Source organism: Hafnia paralvei, from assembly GCF_020150375.1.
GTDB classification, from domain to species: domain Bacteria; phylum Pseudomonadota; class Gammaproteobacteria; order Enterobacterales; family Enterobacteriaceae; genus Hafnia; species Hafnia paralvei.
Genome location: NZ_CP083737.1, coordinates 2,656,854 through 2,676,129 on the forward strand (window position 1 = coordinate 2,656,854; position 19,276 = coordinate 2,676,129).

General features: G+C 48.1%; 16 protein-coding genes and 1 tRNA gene. 11 read left to right on the plus strand and 6 right to left on the minus strand.

What is annotated here, in order from left to right; all coding sequences use genetic code 11:
• The first annotated feature begins 92 nt into the window (after positions 1-92).
• Entirely contained in the window at positions 93-1,469 is a 1,377-nt protein-coding gene (locus K9N75_RS12600) for an MFS transporter (RefSeq protein ID WP_008813676.1), read from the plus strand.
• 99 nt (positions 1,470-1,568) lie between these two features.
• Here K9N75_RS12600 and K9N75_RS12605 read toward each other — a convergent pair whose 3' ends face one another.
• Positions 1,569-1,862, minus strand: coding sequence for a hypothetical protein (locus tag K9N75_RS12605; protein WP_082919434.1), 294 nt, complete (start codon positions 1,860-1,862; stop codon positions 1,569-1,571).
• A 344-nt stretch (positions 1,863-2,206) separates the two neighbouring features.
• Between K9N75_RS12605 and K9N75_RS12610 the strand changes: the two genes are divergently transcribed.
• Positions 2,207-3,835, plus strand: a complete 1,629-nt coding sequence (locus K9N75_RS12610; RefSeq protein WP_224451701.1) for a YadA C-terminal domain-containing protein — start codon at positions 2,207-2,209, stop codon at positions 3,833-3,835.
• 66 nt (positions 3,836-3,901) lie between these two features.
• A complete protein-coding gene (locus K9N75_RS12615) occupies positions 3,902-4,318 on the plus strand; it encodes a hypothetical protein (RefSeq protein ID WP_039186497.1) in 417 nt (138 codons plus the stop codon).
• 53 nt (positions 4,319-4,371) lie between these two features.
• On the opposite strand, the gene K9N75_RS12620 is transcribed toward K9N75_RS12615, so the two are convergent.
• Complete coding sequence (locus tag K9N75_RS12620) at positions 4,372-5,022, minus strand: riboflavin synthase subunit alpha (RefSeq protein ID WP_130975870.1); 651 nt, start codon at positions 5,020-5,022, stop codon at positions 4,372-4,374.
• A 370-nt stretch (positions 5,023-5,392) separates the two neighbouring features.
• Between K9N75_RS12620 and K9N75_RS12625 the strand changes: the two genes are divergently transcribed.
• The gene (locus K9N75_RS12625) at positions 5,393-6,763 is read left to right on the plus strand and encodes an MATE family efflux transporter (RefSeq protein ID WP_008813682.1); all 1,371 of its coding nucleotides are present in this window, start codon (positions 5,393-5,395) and stop codon (positions 6,761-6,763) included.
• Between the two features lie 218 nt (positions 6,764-6,981).
• A tRNA-Val gene (locus K9N75_RS12630) sits at positions 6,982-7,058 on the plus strand.
• A gap of 127 nt (positions 7,059-7,185) precedes the next feature.
• On the opposite strand, the gene K9N75_RS12635 is transcribed toward K9N75_RS12630, so the two are convergent.
• A complete protein-coding gene (locus tag K9N75_RS12635; RefSeq protein ID WP_224451702.1) occupies positions 7,186-8,796 on the minus strand; it encodes a tyrosinase family protein in 1,611 nt (536 codons plus the stop codon).
• A 601-nt stretch (positions 8,797-9,397) separates the two neighbouring features.
• On the opposite strand from K9N75_RS12635, the gene pykF reads away from it, so the two are divergent.
• The 3 genes from pykF to K9N75_RS12650 all read left to right on the plus strand — a co-directional run bounded on the left by pykF (position 9,398) and on the right by K9N75_RS12650 (position 12,028).
• Positions 9,398-10,810: a pyruvate kinase PykF gene (gene pykF, locus K9N75_RS12640; protein WP_008813684.1), complete on the plus strand. Its 1,413-nt coding sequence runs from the start codon at positions 9,398-9,400 to the stop codon at positions 10,808-10,810.
• A 303-nt stretch (positions 10,811-11,113) separates the two neighbouring features.
• Complete coding sequence (locus tag K9N75_RS12645; protein WP_004093174.1) at positions 11,114-11,350, plus strand: major outer membrane lipoprotein; 237 nt, start codon at positions 11,114-11,116, stop codon at positions 11,348-11,350.
• A 441-nt stretch (positions 11,351-11,791) separates the two neighbouring features.
• Positions 11,792-12,028 carry a major outer membrane lipoprotein gene (locus K9N75_RS12650; RefSeq protein ID WP_004093172.1) on the plus strand — a complete coding sequence of 79 codons (237 nt, stop codon included), beginning with the start codon at positions 11,792-11,794 and terminating at the stop codon, positions 12,026-12,028.
• A 223-nt stretch (positions 12,029-12,251) separates the two neighbouring features.
• Here K9N75_RS12650 and K9N75_RS12655 read toward each other — a convergent pair whose 3' ends face one another.
• Positions 12,252-13,253 (minus strand): L,D-transpeptidase family protein, encoded by a 1,002-nt coding sequence (locus K9N75_RS12655; RefSeq protein ID WP_039186490.1) that lies wholly within the window; start codon positions 13,251-13,253, stop codon positions 12,252-12,254.
• A 375-nt stretch (positions 13,254-13,628) separates the two neighbouring features.
• On the opposite strand from K9N75_RS12655, the gene K9N75_RS12660 reads away from it, so the two are divergent.
• Positions 13,629-15,062: an MltF family protein gene (locus tag K9N75_RS12660; RefSeq protein ID WP_224451703.1), complete on the plus strand. Its 1,434-nt coding sequence runs from the start codon at positions 13,629-13,631 to the stop codon at positions 15,060-15,062.
• On the opposite strand, the gene K9N75_RS12665 is transcribed toward K9N75_RS12660, so the two are convergent.
• Positions 15,059-16,675, minus strand: coding sequence for a peptide ABC transporter substrate-binding protein (locus K9N75_RS12665; protein ID WP_008813687.1), 1,617 nt, complete (start codon positions 16,673-16,675; stop codon positions 15,059-15,061). The genes K9N75_RS12660 and K9N75_RS12665 overlap by 4 nt on opposite strands.
• Before the next feature lie 192 nt (positions 16,676-16,867).
• Between K9N75_RS12665 and mpaA the strand changes: the two genes are divergently transcribed.
• Entirely contained in the window at positions 16,868-17,587 is a 720-nt protein-coding gene (gene mpaA / locus K9N75_RS12670; protein ID WP_039186485.1) for a murein tripeptide amidase MpaA, read from the plus strand.
• A 9-nt stretch (positions 17,588-17,596) separates the two neighbouring features.
• Here mpaA and ycjG read toward each other — a convergent pair whose 3' ends face one another.
• Positions 17,597-18,562 (minus strand): L-Ala-D/L-Glu epimerase, encoded by a 966-nt coding sequence (gene ycjG / locus K9N75_RS12675; RefSeq protein WP_008813689.1) that lies wholly within the window; start codon positions 18,560-18,562, stop codon positions 17,597-17,599.
• Between the two features lie 172 nt (positions 18,563-18,734).
• Here ycjG and tpx point away from each other — a divergent pair, with 172 nt between their 5' ends.
• The gene (tpx, locus tag K9N75_RS12680) at positions 18,735-19,238 is read left to right on the plus strand and encodes a thiol peroxidase (RefSeq protein WP_004093161.1); all 504 of its coding nucleotides are present in this window, start codon (positions 18,735-18,737) and stop codon (positions 19,236-19,238) included.
• The last annotated feature ends 38 nt before the right edge of the window (positions 19,239-19,276 follow it).

Consider the following 19,276-nt stretch of genomic DNA (forward strand, 5'->3'; position numbering starts at 1 on the left):
TACAAACAAAGCCGTGTGTGACGATGGTCTCATTTGATAATTAACGTTATAGTTGCGATCTTGACCAATAATCCTCTAATTATCATTACTCAATGAAATCAACCCCAAATGACGGTGTTCCTTTACCACAACGCTACGGTGCCATTTTAGCCATTGCACTCGGCATTACTGTGGCGGTACTCGATGGCGCGATTGCCAACGTTGCCTTACCGACCATTGCTCGCGATCTGAATGCCTCAGCCGCAACGTCGGTCTGGATCGTCAATGCCTATCAGCTTGCGATAACGATTTCTCTGCTTTCGCTCGCGTCACTGGGCGATATCATCGGCTATCGCAAAGTGTATCTCACCGGCCTGTTGGTATTCAGCGTTACCTCACTGGGATGTGCCATGTCTGATTCACTGTGGACACTGACGCTTGCTCGTGTGCTGCAAGGCTTTGGTGCCGCTGCCGTAATGAGTGTTAACGTGGCGCTAGTGCGACTCATCTATCCACAGCGTCACCTTGGGCGCGGCATGGGGATTAATGCGTTAATCGTTGCCGTTTCTGCCGCCGCAGGCCCCTCGGTTGCCGCTGCAATCTTATCCGTCAGTAGTTGGCCATGGCTGTTTGCAGTAAATGTCCCTATTGGCATTGCCGCTTTTATTTGTGGTATGAAGTTTCTCCCTCAAAATCCACCGAAAGTCGGTAAACCCAAATTTGACGTCTATAGCGCACTGCTGAATGCGCTCACCTTTGGCTTATTAATCTCAGCCATCAGTGGCTTTGCCCAACGCCAAAACAGCCTGCTACTGCTGGGTGAAGTCGTGATTATGCTGGTAGTGGGAACATTGTTTGTACGCCGCCAACTCACGCAAGAATTCCCGTTACTTCCCGTTGATCTGCTGCGTATTCCCATTTTTTCTTTATCAGTGGGAACCTCAATCTGTTCTTTTAGTGCCCAAATGCTGGCCTTTGTTTCGCTTCCATTCTTCCTACAAACCGTTCTGGGTAAAACGGAGGTCATGACCGGCCTGCTGCTCACCCCGTGGCCCATTGCAACCATGATCATGGCTCCGATTGCCGGACGCCTGCTTGAGCGTTTCAACGCTGGGCTACTCGGTAGCATCGGCTTAGCGCTATTTGCCGTTGGGCTGCTGTCTCTAGCGTTGCTGCCCGCATCGCCTTCGGATCTCGATATTATTTGGCGCATGGCGTTGTGTGGCGCAGGGTTTGGTATTTTCCAGTCGCCAAACAACCACACTATGATCTCTTCCGCACCACGCCACCGCAGCGGAGGTGCCAGCGGTATGCTCGGCACCGCTCGTCTGCTTGGGCAAACCAGCGGTGCTGCATTAGTCGCACTGATGTTTAATCTGTTTGGCAACCACGGCACGCATTCATCTCTGCTGCTTGGCGCCCTGTTTGCACTTTGCGCCGCCATCGTCAGCAGCTTGCGTATTCGACAGCCAAAGCCGTCGGCGCAATAACACCATAAAAAAGGGATCCCTCTCGGGATCCCCTACCAAAATGATAAGAATCATCGCAATACACCGCGTTATGCTGTGATGCTTATCAGCTCGGTTTCGTTATTTGATGAAACCACGCAGTTCGCCATGTCGAACAATCCCCTGCAAAAGCACTTCATCGCTGATGATGTCAAATAGCGATAGCGTATTACCATCTCTTTTCTCCTGATTCTTATTGTAACGCGCAATTTCCCCCCACTCTTCAAACGCCCGTGGATGGTGCTGCTTAATGAAGGCCAATAGCGTAATCAGTGTCACCGCGCTAGCTGGCATATTCGTCACCGAACCATTCAGGTAATTGAAGATAGTATTACGAGGAGCATTCAATAACGTAGTGAGCTCTGTCTTCGTCATTCCCAATTCGTTAAAAACCCTAGTGAATTCGTTCACTTAATTTGTTCCTAATAGGTTAATTTTCTGGTTTTGCTATTTTATCAAAGCCTTGATGATACTGAAAGTTTTTCATGTTGAAGAATTCTCTTCATACAATGACTTAACTAAAATCAGAACATATACAGTTAATAATAAGAACAATAAATAATCCCATTAAGAACAAAAAGCATTGTTATCTTTTTGTTGAATGAAAAATAAGTATTGATAGATATTTTATATGCGCCTAAATTTCACTCCATCAGGAACATTTTTACGTCTGCAAAAAACCAACATCGCAAAACAACTTTCTTTAGGTCTATCTCTTTATGAAGCGCAAAATAACTTTCATCGCTGTTGTAATCGCTAGTTCTTTCGTTGGAATGGCGCAAGCTCACTTAAACCTTACCGATGCATTAGGGGGCTCATCAGATGAAGCTGTAGCCTTTAGAAAATGGGTGTTAGCTACTCATAAAATTGATTCATCAGTTTTTGATTACTCGAATAATGCCCAAAATACCTTCGTTAACTCACCGACAACGAATATTGGTAACTCTAACCAGACTGCGCATAACCTGCTTGATAACCACAATTACGATCTGCAGACCTATTGGATCCCTCAATTTGAGTCCGCATGGTCAGAATTGCCAAAACCGACAAATACGACAACAACACCTAGTGGCAATTATAATCGTGGCGGTACACCGACCTATTCCATACCGGACAACACGCCTAAGCCAGTTTATTATGGCCCGACGCAGCGCCCAAATACCTCAGTAGAAATAGAAAATGAAAAACCAGAAACACCACATTTAGACGGTCAGCATAACGTCGAAATTAACCCTGCTCATGGTAATCCTGAAGGCGTTGACGTAGCACCTATGCTGGCGCAGCAGAAATTAACCGCTGACAAGTACGCCGCAGCCACTGTGCCTGTGCAAGCGCCACATTTAGACGGTCAGCATAACGTCGAAATTAACCCTGCGCATGGTAATCCTGAAGGCGTTGACGTAGCGCCTATGCTGGCGCAGCAGAAATTAACCGCTGACAAGTACGCCGCTGCCACTGTGCCTGTGCAAGCGCCACATTTAGACGGTCAGCATAACGTCGAGATTAACCCTGCGCACGGTAATCCTGAAGGCGTTGACGTAGCGCCTATGCTGGCGCAGCAGAAATTAACCGCTGACAAGTACGCCGCTGCCACTGTGCCTGTGCAAGCGCCACATTTAGACGGTCAGCATAACGTCGAGATTAACCCTGCGCATGGTAATCCTGAAGGCGTTGACGTAGCACCTATGCTGGCGCAGCAGAAATTAACCGCTGACAAGTACGCCGCTGCCACTGTGCCTGTGCAAGCACCACATTTGGACGGTCAGCATAACGTCGAGATTAACCCTGCGCATGGTAATCCTGAAGGCGTTGACGTAGCGCCTATACTGGCGCAGCAGAAACTGACCAGTGAAAAATATGCGTCGCAAAATATATCTGACAAACGTGTATCTAGCAGCAACGAGACCACGCTGAACAAAAAGCAGAGTTTAGCGAGCAGAAAAGTGGCCGAAATTGCACAGTACAACGCCATGCAACTAAAAATTGATAATATGGCGTTAGCGGATAACCATCACCGAATCGCGTCTAACAGCGCGGCGATAAGCTCTAACTCTCAACGTTTAGACTCCGTTCAACATCATCAGGCGGAACAAGATTCACGCATTAACGAAAATAAAAAGCAGGCCTCTGCAGGGATCAGCGCTGCCTTTGCTCAGGCTAACATTCCTCAAGTGACCGATAGCCAACAGTTTGCCGTGGGTGCTGGCGTTGGGGGGTACGACAGTGAAAATGCAATCGCCGTGGGTGCATCATTCCATGCAACGCAAAATACCATCGTTAAGATGACCGTATCTGACGATACCCAAAATAACTTTGGCTATGGCGCAGGCGTTTCCGTCGGCTGGTAGAGAATTATGCGTTATTATTATTAAAAACATCATGACATATATAGCTATGATGATTGGAGATAACCAATGAAAGTACAAAAACTACTGTTGGTCAGCGTTGTGGCTGGATTGCTCGCTGGTTGCACGTCATCCGCTGAGCGAATGGCAAAATGTGAAGGTCAGGGCGTAAGTAAAGACGCCTGTTATATTGCCGAGCAAAACCGCATCAATACCCTTAACGCCGCCGCTGAAAAACAGGCGTTAGAAAACGCGCAGCAGCAGTATGGTCAAGCAACGCATAAAGCCGTCGTGAAAACGGGCTATGGCGTAACGGTTAAGCGCGGAACCGATGGTATTGTGACAGTCAACGGTAAACCTGCGGCCTTAGATGAAAAAAATGCTGATGCTGCCGTTTATTCACAGGGCATTTATCAGGTAATTTTCTATACCAAAGGGAAAGTTGCGCTGATGGAGAATCGCCAATTTAAAGGCTACTTGAAATAATGCTAAAAGCCGGATGTGGTAAACACGGCATCCGGCGATTGATATCAGAATAATTAGGCCGCCGGCTCCGCTTTTGACAGCGCGGCTAATGTGGCTTCACGGCTAGCTAATACACGTTCAACGGTATCAACCACGGCCTGCGTTTGCGGGTCGATCTCTATATTCACCTTATCTCCCAAGCGTTTCACTCCCAGCGTTGTGCGCTGCAGGGTTTCAGGGATCAGATGAACGCAAAAACGACTTTTGGTGACTTCACCAATCGTTAAGCTGATACCGTCAATACCGATAAAACCCTTGTGCAGCACATATTTCATCAGGTCAGTGCTGGGCATTTTAAACCAAATCTGACGATTATTTTCTGAGGTCAAGATCTTCACGATTTCAGCGGTGCAAATAATATGGCCTGACATTAAATGCCCACCGATTTCATCGTTAAACTTCGCTGCACGTTCCAGATTCACCACGCTCCCGATAGTGACATCACCTAAGTTAGTGATGCGTAGCGTCTCTTTCATCAGATCAAAACTGACCAGATCGTCTTCAACCTTTGTCACTGTCAAACAGCAACCGTTATGAGCCACCGATGCCCCGAGTTCTAAACCAGGCAGCAGCTCCTGCGGAAACTTCACGACGTGAGTACGGAAATTCGATTTTTCGTCAATGGACACGACCGGAGCGGTGCCCTGAACAATGCCGGTAAACATAAATGGTGCCTCTGCAATAATGTCTTATCGAAAACAATTACCTAGCAGTTTGCCGCAAACCATCGATAAAACCAAATCATGAGCGCAATTATCAGCAGATAACCCACCCATCAGCGACAGTTTTCATTCTATTGTGCTCTATCTGCAGGTAGAATCATTCGTTTATCATTTATACTCGTCATATTTCAGGTCACACGTGCGTCTGGCAAGCAATACTTGTACTCCGCTTCGCGCGCATGGGCCGCGAATTTGGCTGTTTAGATGCTGTTCTCATCACGTTGAGTATCGCATTCCCCTCTTCAAGGCTTGCCGTGAAGAGTCTTTTACTTATTTGTGTTTTCTCTCTCATTTAAAATAAAAAGGTGTATACGTGCAGAAGTATTGGATAGAAGCGCGTAGCTTATTGGCTCTGGCTATTCCCGTTATCATTGCGCAAGTTTCACAAACGGCCATGGGTTTCGTTGACACCATCATGGCAGGTGGCGTCAGCGCCACTGATATGGCGGCGGTGGCTGTCGGAACCTCTATTTGGCTACCCGCTATTTTATTCGGCCACGGCTTGTTGTTGGCATTAACCCCGGTTATTGCTCAACTAAACGGCGCAGGCCGACGCGATAAAATCGGACATCAGGTACAACAAGGCTTTTGGTTAGCGCTGGTCGTTTCAGCACTGATCATCGTGGTGCTTTATAACGCCAAGCACATTATCGATATGATGCACAACATCGACCCTAACTTAGCTAACAAAGCCATCGGCTATCTTCATGCGATTATGTGGGGGGCGCCGGGTTATCTGTTCTTCCAAGTGCTGCGTAACCAGTGTGAGGGGCTATCAAAAACTAAGCCGGGGATGGTGATTGGTTTTATCGGTCTGTTGGTCAACATACCCATTAACTACATTTTTATTTATGGGAAATTAGGCGCTCCAGCGCTCGGCGGTGTGGGGTGCGGCGTGGCAACTGGCACCGTTTATTGGGTGATGTACTTCATCATGCGCTGGTATGTACGTCACGCGTCCAGCTTGCGCGACCTGCGCCCTAAACGTATGGAAGCCCCGCAGTGGGCGACTATTCACCGCCTGATTAACATCGGGATGCCGGTAGCGTTAGCGCTGTTCTTCGAGGTCACCTTATTTGCCGTAGTTGCACTGCTTGTTTCCCCTCTCGGGATTGTTTCAGTTGCCGGGCACCAGATTGCCTTGAACTTTAGCTCGCTAATGTTTGTTTTACCGATGTCGTTAGGTGTAGCGGCCACCATTCGCGTGGGATATCGCCTTGGCGAAGGCTCGGCTGAAAATGCCAAAGTGGCTGCACGAACCAGTATCGCCGTGGGTATGACGATGGCGGCCTGTACCGCAATCTTCACGGTTATCTTCCGCGAGCCAATCGCCTTGCTCTATAACGATAACCCTGAAGTTATCACCATGGCATCGCACCTGATGCTGTTGGCCGCCATTTACCAGATCTCTGACTCCGTACAGGTGATCGGTAGCGGCGTACTGCGTGGGTATAAAGATACTCGCTCTATCTTCTTTATTACCTTTACCGCCTACTGGATCTTGGGGTTACCTACGGGTTATGTGCTTGCATTGACAGACTATGTCGTTCCCGCGATGGGGCCAAGCGGCTTCTGGACAGGATTCATTATCGGGTTAACGTCTGCAGCTATTATGATGGCACTGCGCATTCGCTGGTTACAAAATCAGCCTGCTGCATGGATCTTGCAGCGTGCGGCGCGCTAATGAACAATTAGCAAAAGCACCGCCGAATATTCGCAGCAATATCAAACCTTCAACGGCATCTTAGATGCCGTTTTTTTCACCCAGATGCGCATATCATCAGCAATCGTGTGAATTTAAGAGGAATTTTTGGCAATCCCCCTTGCCAGCCGTGCCATGTGCCGCTAATATTCGTCTCCGTTGTCTGGCGCAGTCAGTATGTCAGCAAGGCAACACAGGATGCGTCCGTAGCTCAGTTGGTTAGAGCACCACCTTGACATGGTGGGGGTCGGTGATTCGAGTTCACTCGGACGCACCATTCTTTGCAAACCACCGCCCTTCTCTCATTGCCACTTTGTTTCTTTTGCGAAATCTCTCTTACAAAAAACGATAAAGCCCGCAGATAGCGACTCTCCTTTAGTCTGTGCCGCCTCTGCGCGACTCAATCAGAACGTTTTCAATATCACCGACAACACTTTTGCATTAACCTTCATCTTCATATCATCCTCCGTGGTGGCCGAAATATATATGTTAATCATCCCCGAGCTCTTTTCACTTCCGCTCAGCCCACGTAATGCCGCCGTCATTGGCACCATAAAGGTTGTCTTCATGTTCGTCATATCCATGCTGCCGAAAAAGGCAAAGCTATTCACAGGATCTTGGCAAGTGTCGACGGCGCTGACCTGAGTTCTCTTCTGCATCAAACTCGGCTTATCCAGAGCAATATTAAAGCTCACGCCCTGAACCGAAGACATCGGCATGATCTCCACCAACGCGTAGTAGCGTTGCTGCTCATCCCCAAACAGCTCCGCTGAATTTTGCAGAGGCTTCGGCAAGATCACCTGGGCGTTAACAATTTGGCCATTGCTCAAATCCGTTTGATCGAGTGTGGCATCTAGCTGCAGTGCAGGCAGTGAGCTTACTTTACCCTGCGTTAAACGTGGCGTTGAATCCCCGCTTCCCGTTTGATAGTCATAATCAAAATCGCCTATCTGGGCATAATCTCCGGCGCTGTTCTTCTGCACTGGCCGACCATTTTCATCGACGTAAAACAGGAAAGGCTCGTTTTTCCACAGGCTCAAGCCGGTTTGTGGCTCGGTGGGCAAATTATCTCGTATTTGCTTTGTGCGCCACACCTCCCATAAACGATCGAGATTAGCATGATGCATGAAGAAAACCGGGTCGACAGGAGACAAAAAGTTCCCCATAAAACCTCCGATATCGTTATGCACTTTGTTATGCGGGAAGGCCTCCAGTATTCCAAAACCATGCTGATGGCTGTTGCTATGATTGGGCGCGGACTCACTGCCAAACAGCTCAAAAGAACGCGGCGCCAATGCATCTAAAATCGTCTCTAGGGAAACCGCGTTCTGGGTTGTGCAATCGAAATTGGGTTGGTCTTGAGTGAGCGCTCGCGTTTGCCCTCGAGGAAAGAACATCGCGTCTTCAGGTTTTCCATCACCTTCGATACCTCGCCAAAGATCGCGTGGATACGGATAGTTACGCAGTTGTAATTCATGCAGCTGTTGCGGAGTGAATTGCCCCCACAATGCTTCTACAGGATTAAATAATGCTTCACGAAATTTAGCGTAACTATCAATAAACGCCTGATTATCTGGATTAAGCACACCGTCAAAAAAAACCTCAGGAATACGCGGTTCCGCCGTCCAATCCCAGAACGGCATGGCAAAATCAGCGTCTCCGCTCAGTTTACGGATGATCCTTTCAAACCACCCCACATACCCACGATGCCAAGGCAAAAACCACCAATTACCATGAGGGCAATCAAGCGTATGAATTAACGTATGCCGATACCAATTCAGGGGATCTGATGGCGGTAATGCGAGCATTGCCCTGATCCCTTTTTGATAGCTTTCGAGCATTCTCTGCCCTTCTTTGCTATTGAGATTCACACGCGTATAGCGTCTTTTGGTGTCTGTGGAGGGCATGGCTGAAAATGCAGATTGAAACGGGAGTGCTGCTGCGAGCGTAGTCAGCGTCGTGGCGATAATTAAACGGCGCCTGCTCAGGCTAAAAGGGGATTCACGCTTACTCATATTAAATATCCTTAATAGTAGGATTTTGAGCAAAAAGAATAATATTCTGATTTAAAAGCGATAACCTGCCGCCATCAGAAATAATATTTCGCCTGATGGCAAAAATAAGCATAGAACATTAATCAATCTCAGCAAGCGGCCAAACATGAATAGATCCAGCCGGTATCTGAGGGAATGTCAAAATTTTATTGCGCAACAAGTTTTTCATCGACGCTACATTTGCGCAGCAATCGTTGTTTTTTTAGCTAATCACGTCCACGGTGAGGCAAATTCGTTGTCAATTCACAGGTTAAGACCGTATAATACGAAACGTCATTTCAATTGAATGGTTTCAGCCCTTGATCTGTCGCTACGCAAACTACAATTCAAAGATGCTTTCGCGCTTATCAATACCTAAACGCGGAGAACACTTTTCCGCATCCATCCCTCAGCTGTCATCTATTCTTAGTAGTGTTTCAACATCCCGATTACCGACGTTCACACTTTTAGGCAACGTTAACCTTTTAAGCAACATCGTTTTATCGGCTTCATCTCTTGCTCATGGCATCGCCAAGAGCACATTGTTTTTTCAATCCATCACAACTTGCAGAAATTAAACTTCATGAAAAAGACCAAAATCGTATGCACCATCGGTCCTAAGACCGAATCCGAAGAAATGCTAAACAACATGCTGACCGCAGGCATGAACGTTATGCGTCTTAACTTCTCCCACGGTGATTATGAAGAACACGGACAGCGCATCAAAAATATCCGTGCTGTAATGGAAAAAACCGGTAAGAAAGCCGCTATTTTGCTGGACACCAAAGGCCCAGAAATCCGTACGATGAAACTGGAAGGCGGTAAAGACGCCGCGCTGACCGCAGGTCAGACTTTCACTTTCACCACGGACCAAAGCGTCGTTGGTAACACCAGCCGTGTAGCCGTCACCTACCCAGGCTTTGCCGCTGACCTGAAAATCGGTAACACCGTGCTGGTTGACGACGGTTTGATCGGTATGGAAGTTATCGAAGTGTCAGAAACCGAAGTGGTTTGTAAGGTTCTGAACGCAGGCGATCTGGGCGAGAACAAAGGTGTTAACCTGCCGGGCGTTTCCATTCAGTTGCCAGCACTGGCTGAAAAAGACAAGCGTGACTTGGTATTCGGCTGTGAGCAAGGCGTTGATTTCGTTGCGGCTTCATTCATCCGTAAACGTTCTGATGTCATGGAAATTCGCGAACACCTGAAAGCACACGGTGGCGAAAACATCCAGATTATCTCTAAGATCGAAAACCAAGAAGGCCTGAACAACTTCGACGAAATTCTGGAAGCGTCTGACGGCATCATGGTTGCACGTGGTGACCTGGGCGTGGAAATCCCGGTTGAAGAAGTTATCTTCGCTCAGAAGATGATGATCGAAAAATGTAACCGCGCACGTAAAGTCGTTATTACTGCGACCCAAATGCTGGATTCCATGATCAAAAACCCACGTCCAACTCGCGCAGAAGCGGGCGACGTTGCTAACGCCATCCTCGACGGTACTGACGCCGTTATGCTGTCAGGCGAAAGCGCTAAGGGTAAATATCCTCTGGAAGCCGTCAGCATTATGGCCACTATCTGTGAGCGCACAGACCGTGTGATGCAGAGCCGTATCGAAACTCTGCATGACAGCCGCAAACTGCGCATCACTGAAGCCGTATGCCGTGGCGCCGTTGAAACAGCAGAAAAACTGGACGCACCGCTGATTGTTGTGGCAACCGCAGGCGGTAAATCAGCGAAAGCCGTACGCAAATACTTCCCAGATGCGATGATCCTAGCGCTGACCACTAACCCAGTGACCGCTCGCCAGTTGATCCTGAGCAAAGGCGTGGTTCCTATGCTGGTTAAAGAGATTGCTTCTACTGACGATTTCTATCGTATCGGTAAAGAAGTCGCAGTTGAAAGCGGTCTGGCTCAGAAAGGCGACGTTGTCGTTATGGTTTCAGGCGCACTGGTGCCAAGTGGAACTACCAACACCGCTTCTGTTCACGTTCTCTAATTACATTTATTGTAATTATATCAAGCGCCGGAATCCGGCGCTTTTTTTATTGTTTTTATCACACAGTTCAAACTTAAGCTATTGTTAATCATGATTTTTACTTATTTTAAAATCCTAGCAAAACAAGCAAAAAAGCTTCATTTTCGCCAACTTAATTTAATTTTTTCATTTAAAAATGACGTTTATTTAGATGACTGGTCAAAACAAAGCGATTCAGTACAAAAAATGTATTCTCTTCGAAAAAGAGTTTGTGTAATACTCGTTTAGCTATATGGAAATCAACTCAAACTAGAGGGTGTTACAATGAATCGCACTAAATTGGTACTGGGCGCAGTAATTCTGGCGTCTACTATGCTGGCTGGCTGTACAAGCAACGCTAAAATCGACCAACTGTCGACTGATGTTCAGACTCTGACCACCAAAGTTGATCAGCTGAGCAACGACGTTAACGCCATGCGCACTGACGTTCAGTCTGCTAAAGATGAAGCCGCTCGCGCTAACCAGCGTTTGGACAACATTCGCGGTGGCTACAAGAAATAATATTGCTTACGCAATGTGATATAAACGCGCTAATGGCACCATTCTTGTGCTGCCATTAGCGTCTTACGAACCCGAATCGAACTCATGTATGGTCACTCGTGATGTTCATACACTCCTAATCACCCACTCTGGCGCTCGGATTAGCAGAAATTAAGAATAATTCAAGCTTCAAGCTCTCATTTTTGTTTACATCTGTACCGCATTTTTTCCGCCTGAATTAGTCCTGTTCATATAATTAATTTCCAAATCAAAATAAGATGAATCCAATAGAAATGACCTGTTTTCTCTCCTTTTTTTAATCTTTTGGAAAAAGAAGGCGTTTCTTTGAGCGAACGATCAAAATAAAGCGACTTAGTACAAAAAATTTATTCTCTTTAGAAAATGGTTTGTGTAATACTTGTAACGCTACATGGAGATTAACTCAATCTAGAGGGTTTTATAATGAATCGTACTAAACTGGTACTGGGCGCAGTAATCCTGGCTTCTACTATGCTGGCTGGTTGTTCAAGCAATGCTAAAATCGACCAACTGTCTACTGATGTTCAGACTCTGAACACCAAAGTTGATCAGCTGAGCAACGACGTTAACGCAATGCGCGCTGACGTTCAGACTGCTAAAGACGACGCAGCACGTGCTAACCAGCGTCTGGACAACATGGCTGTTAAATACAAGAAATAATATTTCTTGAGTCATGTAATAAAGGCGCACTTTGTGCGCCTTTTTTTATGCCGACGTCATCTAACACGCCGAGTCCTCCCATCCCCTATCAGCCCCGCTTTATCTCGCCGTCCACGTAAAGCAAACCACTAACCGCATTTATTGAGTCGCACCCATAAAAAAGGACGCCCAGAGGCATCCCCATGAATCACACTACAGCGCGCTAAACGCATGCCATACGCTTTTATTGAATATCCTTGGCAGTCTCAGCCTTGGCTTCGGTAATCTTCACTGCGTTGGCGGCAGGCTCAGATTTCACGTCTTGACCATGGTGCACTAAAACGGGCATACCCGAGCGACGTTTCATCGCCTCATCAAACACCAGTCGATCGGTCAGTGGGCTTTCTGCAAACTTTTTAGCTGCCGGTTTCAGAACAATAGGCATCGTTTGCGGATCGTCTTTCTCAGTGCGTGACAATGGCTGATGTACTTCCACATAACGCTTACCATCAGGCTCCACCGAAACTTTCACCGGCGCATTCACGATCTGAACTCGCGTTCCTTTAGGAACGGTTTTAAACAATGCTTCGATATCGTCTGGGCGTAGGCGGATACAGCCAGAGCTTACGCGCATGCCAATCCCAAAATTCGCGTTGGTGCCGTGGATGAGGTATACCCCCCCTTGAGCCGACAGACGCAGCGCAAACAAACCCATTGGATTTTCTGGACCTGCCGGTACAACCGCCGGCAACGTCACACCTTCAGCTTTATAGTGTTTACGAATATTTGCCGTTGGCGTCCAAGTAGGATTAGCAATGGACTGAGAAACGCTGGTCACCATTTCTGGCGTGTTACGTCCCAACTGGCCAATGCCAATAGGATAAACCACGACTTTACCTTCCCCTTTCGGGTAATAGAACAGTCGCATTTCTGCCAAGTTAATCACAATGCCTTCACGCGGCGCATCGGGCAGCAACATTTGCGAAGGAATGGTTAAAACCGTCCCCGGCGTAGGCAGATAAGGATCGACTCCCGGATTAGCTTCCAGCATGCCAAGCAGGCCGATCTGGTAGCGAGAGGCAATGTCTTCAAGAGGTTTGCCATTGTTTTGTACCGTTACCGTCACGTTTTCACCAATCAAACGGCTGTCCGGTGGCGGCAAAGGGTATTCGGTTGCCTCGGCGACAGACGTCCCTGCCATCCATACCGAAAGCAACATAGTCACAAGAGGTAGTGCACGCTTCATGCTTGATTCCCAGTCTTATTGTTTACCTTCAGGACGAAGGCTAACTCATCAAATATACAAGGCTGTAGAACTGCCAGTGTTATCAACACAAGTCATACTAACAGTCAGAAAAGAAAAGGCAATTAAAATGCCAATAAATCAATGTGTTACCAAAATACTTTTGCGTTATATTTCAAATTGTTAACGCAAGCAGAGCTAATATGCACAAAACATTAACGTCAAGGAATCAGATTGATCTGGTGTTAGCGACATTTACATTTGCCACATGAATTTGTCGAATGAATAAATATCCAGCTTGCAACGCAGAAGAACTATATTTAAAAGATAACGCGAAGCCCGATATTCGCCCATTTCTCCTCCGCCTTTAGGTGAACCATGGTGCGCTGCCTCTATCTGTTCATTGCTCTGCTGTTCAGCGCTTTCAGCTACGCCGAACCGGCTAAAACACTGGCGCTGCCAACGGCCATAAAGTCGGTGTATGGTGATTTCGACACCATGCAGCAGCGCAGAATCATTCGCGTATTGATCCCCTATAGCAAAACCTTTTATTTTTTAGACAATCAGGGTACGCCTCGGGGTTTGATGGTTGAGCTAATGCAAGAGTTTGATAAGCAGTTGAACAACGGCGTCAAGCCGGACAAAAAAATCCATGTGGTGCTTATCCCAACCTCTCGGGACAAGCTGATCCCCAATTTACTCGCAGGAAAAGGCGATGTTATTGCAGCAAACCTCACAATTACCCCAGAGCGCCAGCAGTTAGTGGATTTCTCCATGCCGCTGGCCACGGGGGTACATGAGGTTGTGGTTGCCAACAAGCTTCAGCCACCGCTTACCACCGTCAATGATTTAGCAGGAAAAAGCGTATTTATTAATCCGTCCACCAGCTATATGCAAAGCGTGAACGCATTTAATGAGCAATTAAAGAAACAAGGATTAGCACCACTACGGGTCAATAGCGCGCCGGGAAATTTTGAGCCAGAAGATATTCTAGAGATGATTAACGCCAATCTTGCGGGCTATACGGTCGTTGATCGCTACCTCGCGCTGCTGTGGCAAAAAATCTATCCTAATCTTGTGGTTTACGATCATATAGCCCTACGCGAGGATGGCAATATCGCCCTCGCGTGGCGTAAAAACTCCCCATTGTTGCGTGCTAAACTCGACCCTTTTTGTGCCAGCCATAAGCTGGGAAGCTCGTTTGGTAACCAGCAGATATATAAATACTTGCGCAGTGTGAAGTGGGTTAAAAGCGCCACGTCTGAAAAGGAACTCACGAAGTTCGCACAGGTCACTGCGATATTCCAAAAATATGGCAAACAATACAGCGTGGATTGGCTATTGATGGTGGCCCAAGGTTATCAAGAATCGCAACTTGATCAGACCAAACGTAGTCACAGCGGTGCGATTGGCATTATGCAGATTCTCCCCAGCACGGGGAAATCGCTCAAAGTAGGAGACATCACCCAAGCCGATCCCAACATAAATGCTGGGGTAAAATATATTCGCTTTATGCAGGAGCGCTATTTTGCCGATCAGCCTATGGACGATCTCAACAAAATGCTCTTCACCTTTGCCGCCTACAATGCAGGCCCCGCCAAAGTGGAGAGTTTACGCAAACAGGCTAAAACTATGGGGCTCGATCCGAACCGCTGGTTTGACAACGTCGAACGCGTTGCGCAATTAAAAATCGGTAATGAAACGGTGCAGTATGTGAGCAATATCTTCAAATACTACGTTGCGTACACACTGATAAAGCAAGAGCAGCTAGAAAAGGAGCAGGCCGCCAAGCCGGCTCCCCCACTTATTTAATGCTTGATAATGTACATCGTTTGGCTGTAGGCAACATCTTCAGGGTTAGTGATAGGATAACCCTTCACCCACGGTTTAATGAGACGCCCATTGGTGTACTGATAGATAGGTGCAATCGGTGCTTGCTCGGCAATGATCTGCTCAGCCTGTACGTAATCGGCATTACGCTTGGCGGCATCGGTTTCCTCACTGGCCATTTTCAGCAATTTGTCATAGCCGGGGCTATTAAACTTGGCGATATTGCCGCTATGCGTCGACGTCAGCAACGACAAAAACGTCGATGCTTCGTTATAGTCGCCCACCCACGACGCTCGTACCACATCAAATTTGCCGGTATTACGGCTATCGATATAGGTTTTCCACTCTTGATTGGTTAATTTCACCTGAGCCCCCAGCGACTTCTTCCACATGGATGCCACGGCAATCGCAATCTTTTGGTGATTTTCCGACGTGTTATACAGCAGCGTTAATTTCAGCGGTTTCTTTGGTCCATACCCCGCCTCTTTCAGCCACTCTTTTGCCTGTTTATTGCGCTCAGCCTGCGTCATTTTCTGCATGGCTAGAGGCACAGGCTCAAATCCGGCGGTCACATCCGGTGTGAAGTGATACGCGGGCTTCTCGCCTGTGCCTAACACTTTTTCCGCAATGATTTGCCGGTCGATAGCGTAGGAAAGCGCACGACGAACGCGAACATCATTGAGCGGCGCTTTCTGTGTATTAAAGGCATAGTAGTAGGTGCCCAACTGATCCGGTGTATACACCTGACCAGGGATATCCTTCATCAGCTTTTTATACATATTTTTCGGGAAAGATTCGGTGATATCAATATCATCAGCTAGATAACGCTTAGTCGCCGCCGATTCCTGATTTATCGGAATAAACGTCACCTTGGTCAACACCGTATTTTTATGATCCCAATAGTAAGGGTTTGGCTTTAAAACGATTTTTTCGTTCACGACCCGCTCTTGCATGGCAAACGCACCATTGCCAACCACGTTTTCTGGCTTAGTCCAATCGTTGCCGTATTTTTCGATGGTCTTTTGTGGAACAGGAAACAGGCTAAAGTTCGCCAGTAGATTCACAAAAAAAGGCACGGGTTTATTCAATTGCACCACCAGCGTTTGTGAATCAGGTGCAGCAACGCCCAACTTTTGCACCGGTACTTTGCCGCTGATAATTCCGTCTGCATTCGCGATCCCCGCCATTTGCGCGAACCACGCAAAAGGTGAAAGCGTTTTGGGATCAACCAGACGCTGCCAACTGTAAACGAAATCGTAGGCCGTAACCGGTTCACCGTTCGACCATTTGGCGTTTTCACGCAGTTTAAACACATAGCGTTTGTTATCGACGGTTTGCCAACTCTGAGCTACGCCCGGCTCTGGCTTCCCGTCGGCCCCCTGATTCACCAAACCTTCAAAAAGATCGCGGGCAACCTGTGCTTCCGGTAAACCCACCACCTTAGCGGGGTCCAACGACGCGGGCTCATCTTTAATATGACGAACAATCTCCTGCTTATCGGCCAATAGGGTTCCAGCCGGAACCTGTGCAGCCTGTGCGGTAACAAACCCCGAAGCAATCAATGCGGCTAATGCGGTAACACGAAAAAGATGCATGAATAGAACCCTATATATCCAAAGTCATTGGCATGGCCTGCAGCATTTCCTCATTCTGAACACCGTTATCCCCCACGTTCGTTATTTTTTGTCGAGTCGAACGTTTTCTGAGGTCAAAAAGTGTGCCTTAATAAGAAGGTTAACAGACGGAAATTATTCGAACTTATTCTACTATCACGGGAAAACTGTTGCATGGGAAATGGTGTAAAACAGATCCGTCCCCGCTCAGAACGCGGACAAATCAGCGCAGAAGCCATCACCTATGGCCACTCTTTACTCGGTGCACCGCTGCTCTATTTCCCCGCGGTGCAGCCCGATCGTGAGACTGGCTTGATCATGGCGGGTACTCACGGAGACGAAACCACGGCCGTGATTGCACTTTCCTGCGCATTACGCAGCCTGCAGCCAATGCAACAGCGCCACCATGTTATTTTGGCGGTCAACCCAGACGGCTGCCAGCTTGGGCTACGTGCTAATTCGGCTGGTGTCGATCTAAACCGAAACTTCCCCGCAGCCAACTGGCTATCTGGCTCGTCCGTTTACCGCTGGAACAGCGCCAGCAGTGAGAGAGACGTCAGATTATCGACCGGAGACACCGCAGGCTCGGAGCCAGAAACGCAGGCATTGTGCCAGCTTATTCACCGCTTAAAACCGGCATGGGTCGTCTCGTTGCATGAACCCTTAGCCTGCGTGGAAGATCCGCACCACAGCCTGCTGGGACAGCAGCTTTCCGCAGACTTTGAGCTGCCGCTGGTCAGCAGTGTAGGATATGAAACGCCGGGCTCATTTGGTAGCTGGTGTGCCGATCTCGGTTTGCCCTGCATTACGTTAGAGCTTCCAGCTATTTCAGCCGATCTCGCCAGCGAAAAGTATCTTCCGGCACTGCTGGCGTTGATCGATTATGATTTATAGCCAGCAAAGCTATAGCTGAATGCCGCCGCAGCTAAAGTTCAGTGCAGGCTGAGAATCCTGTGCCAGCCAAGTCGGTCCATCGAAGTCGACAAACTTGGCTGCCGGTGCCAACGGCAATGCGGCACGAATCGCCCGCGAGGTGCAAATCATACATCCTAGCATGATGGCCATCCCCTCTTTCTGCGCCAAAGAACGTAACGCCAACGCTTCGGTCAGCCCGCCGGTTTTATCCAGCTTAATATTCACCATGTCATAACGCCCTTTCAGCGCCGAAAAGTCGCTACAGGTGTGGCAGCTTTCATCGGCACAGATAGGCAAAGGATGAATAAAGTGTGCCAAAGCATCATCCTGTTTCGCGGCCAACGGCTGCTCTAGCATGGCAACGCCAACATCAGCTAAAAGCTGGCAACGCGCCGCTAATCCTTCCGCCTGCCACGACTCATTAGCATCAACAATCAGCGTTGTCTCTGGCACCGCTGCTCGGATAGCCATCAAGCGCTCGGTGATAAGATGATCGTCTAGTTTGATTTTCAGCAATGTTGCGCCTTGCTGAGACAGAGAGAGCGCCGTTGACGCCATCTGTTCTGGAGAACCAATAGAGACCGTTTGAGCCATGCGTATCTGAGTGGGTTGCGGCACATTACACTGCTCCCACAGCGTGGTATTCGTCTGCTTGCAGATCAAATCCCATAGTGCGCAGTCCACGGCATTGCGCGCAGCGCCTGCGGGGAGGCGCATTTGCAGTTCACGACGATCGATGCCGTGTTCAACCGCCGATTGAACCGATGCTAGCTGCGCCAGCACGCTCTCTACGTCCTCACCATAACGTGCATACGGCGTACATTCGCCAATACCCACCACACCATCTTTCTCAATCTCAACCACCACGACATAAGCTTCGGTTCGGCTACCGCGAGCAATCACAAATGGGGTATGTAAAGGCCAGACTTCTGAATAAAAACGCATCGTTTTCATGCTGATTCCTTAGCTTTTATTAAAGGCGCGAAGCGAGTCATGGATGTCATAGCTGAAGTATTAGCCAATATCACCATGTTACACAAACATTTAAAATTGTTCGTGTATTCAAGGTTATCGTGTTAGCGTAAACTCTAGTTCGTGTTAACTAACTGTAATAGGAAATACCATAATGACGCAGACAGTTCATTTTCAAGGCAACCCAGTTCACGTAGCCGGCCAACTCCCTCAGGCGGGTGACAAAGCGAAGCCTTTCAAACTGGTCGCTAAAGATCTTTCCGATGTTGATCTGGCAAGTCTGGCTGGTAAACGCAAAATCCTGAATATATTCCCAAGCATTGATACCGGCGTATGTGCCGCATCAGTGAGAAAATTCAATCAACTGGCGAGCCAGACCGAAAATGCCGTGGTGCTGTGCATCTCTGCCGACCTGCCTTTTGCTCAGTCACGCTTCTGCGGCGCTGAAGGCCTGAACAACGTCATCACTCTGTCCACCTTGCGCGGAGGTGACTTCAAACATGATTATGGCGTTGCCATTTCTGACGGCCCGCTAGCGGGCCTGACTGCACGTGCAGTCGTCGTTCTGGATAGCAACGACAACGTTGTCTACAGCCAACTGGTCAACGAAATCACCGAAGAGCCAGATTACGACGCGGCTCTGGCTGCGCTGAAATAAACGTTAGCCTGATATAAACAAAAACGCGGTGCTGTTTC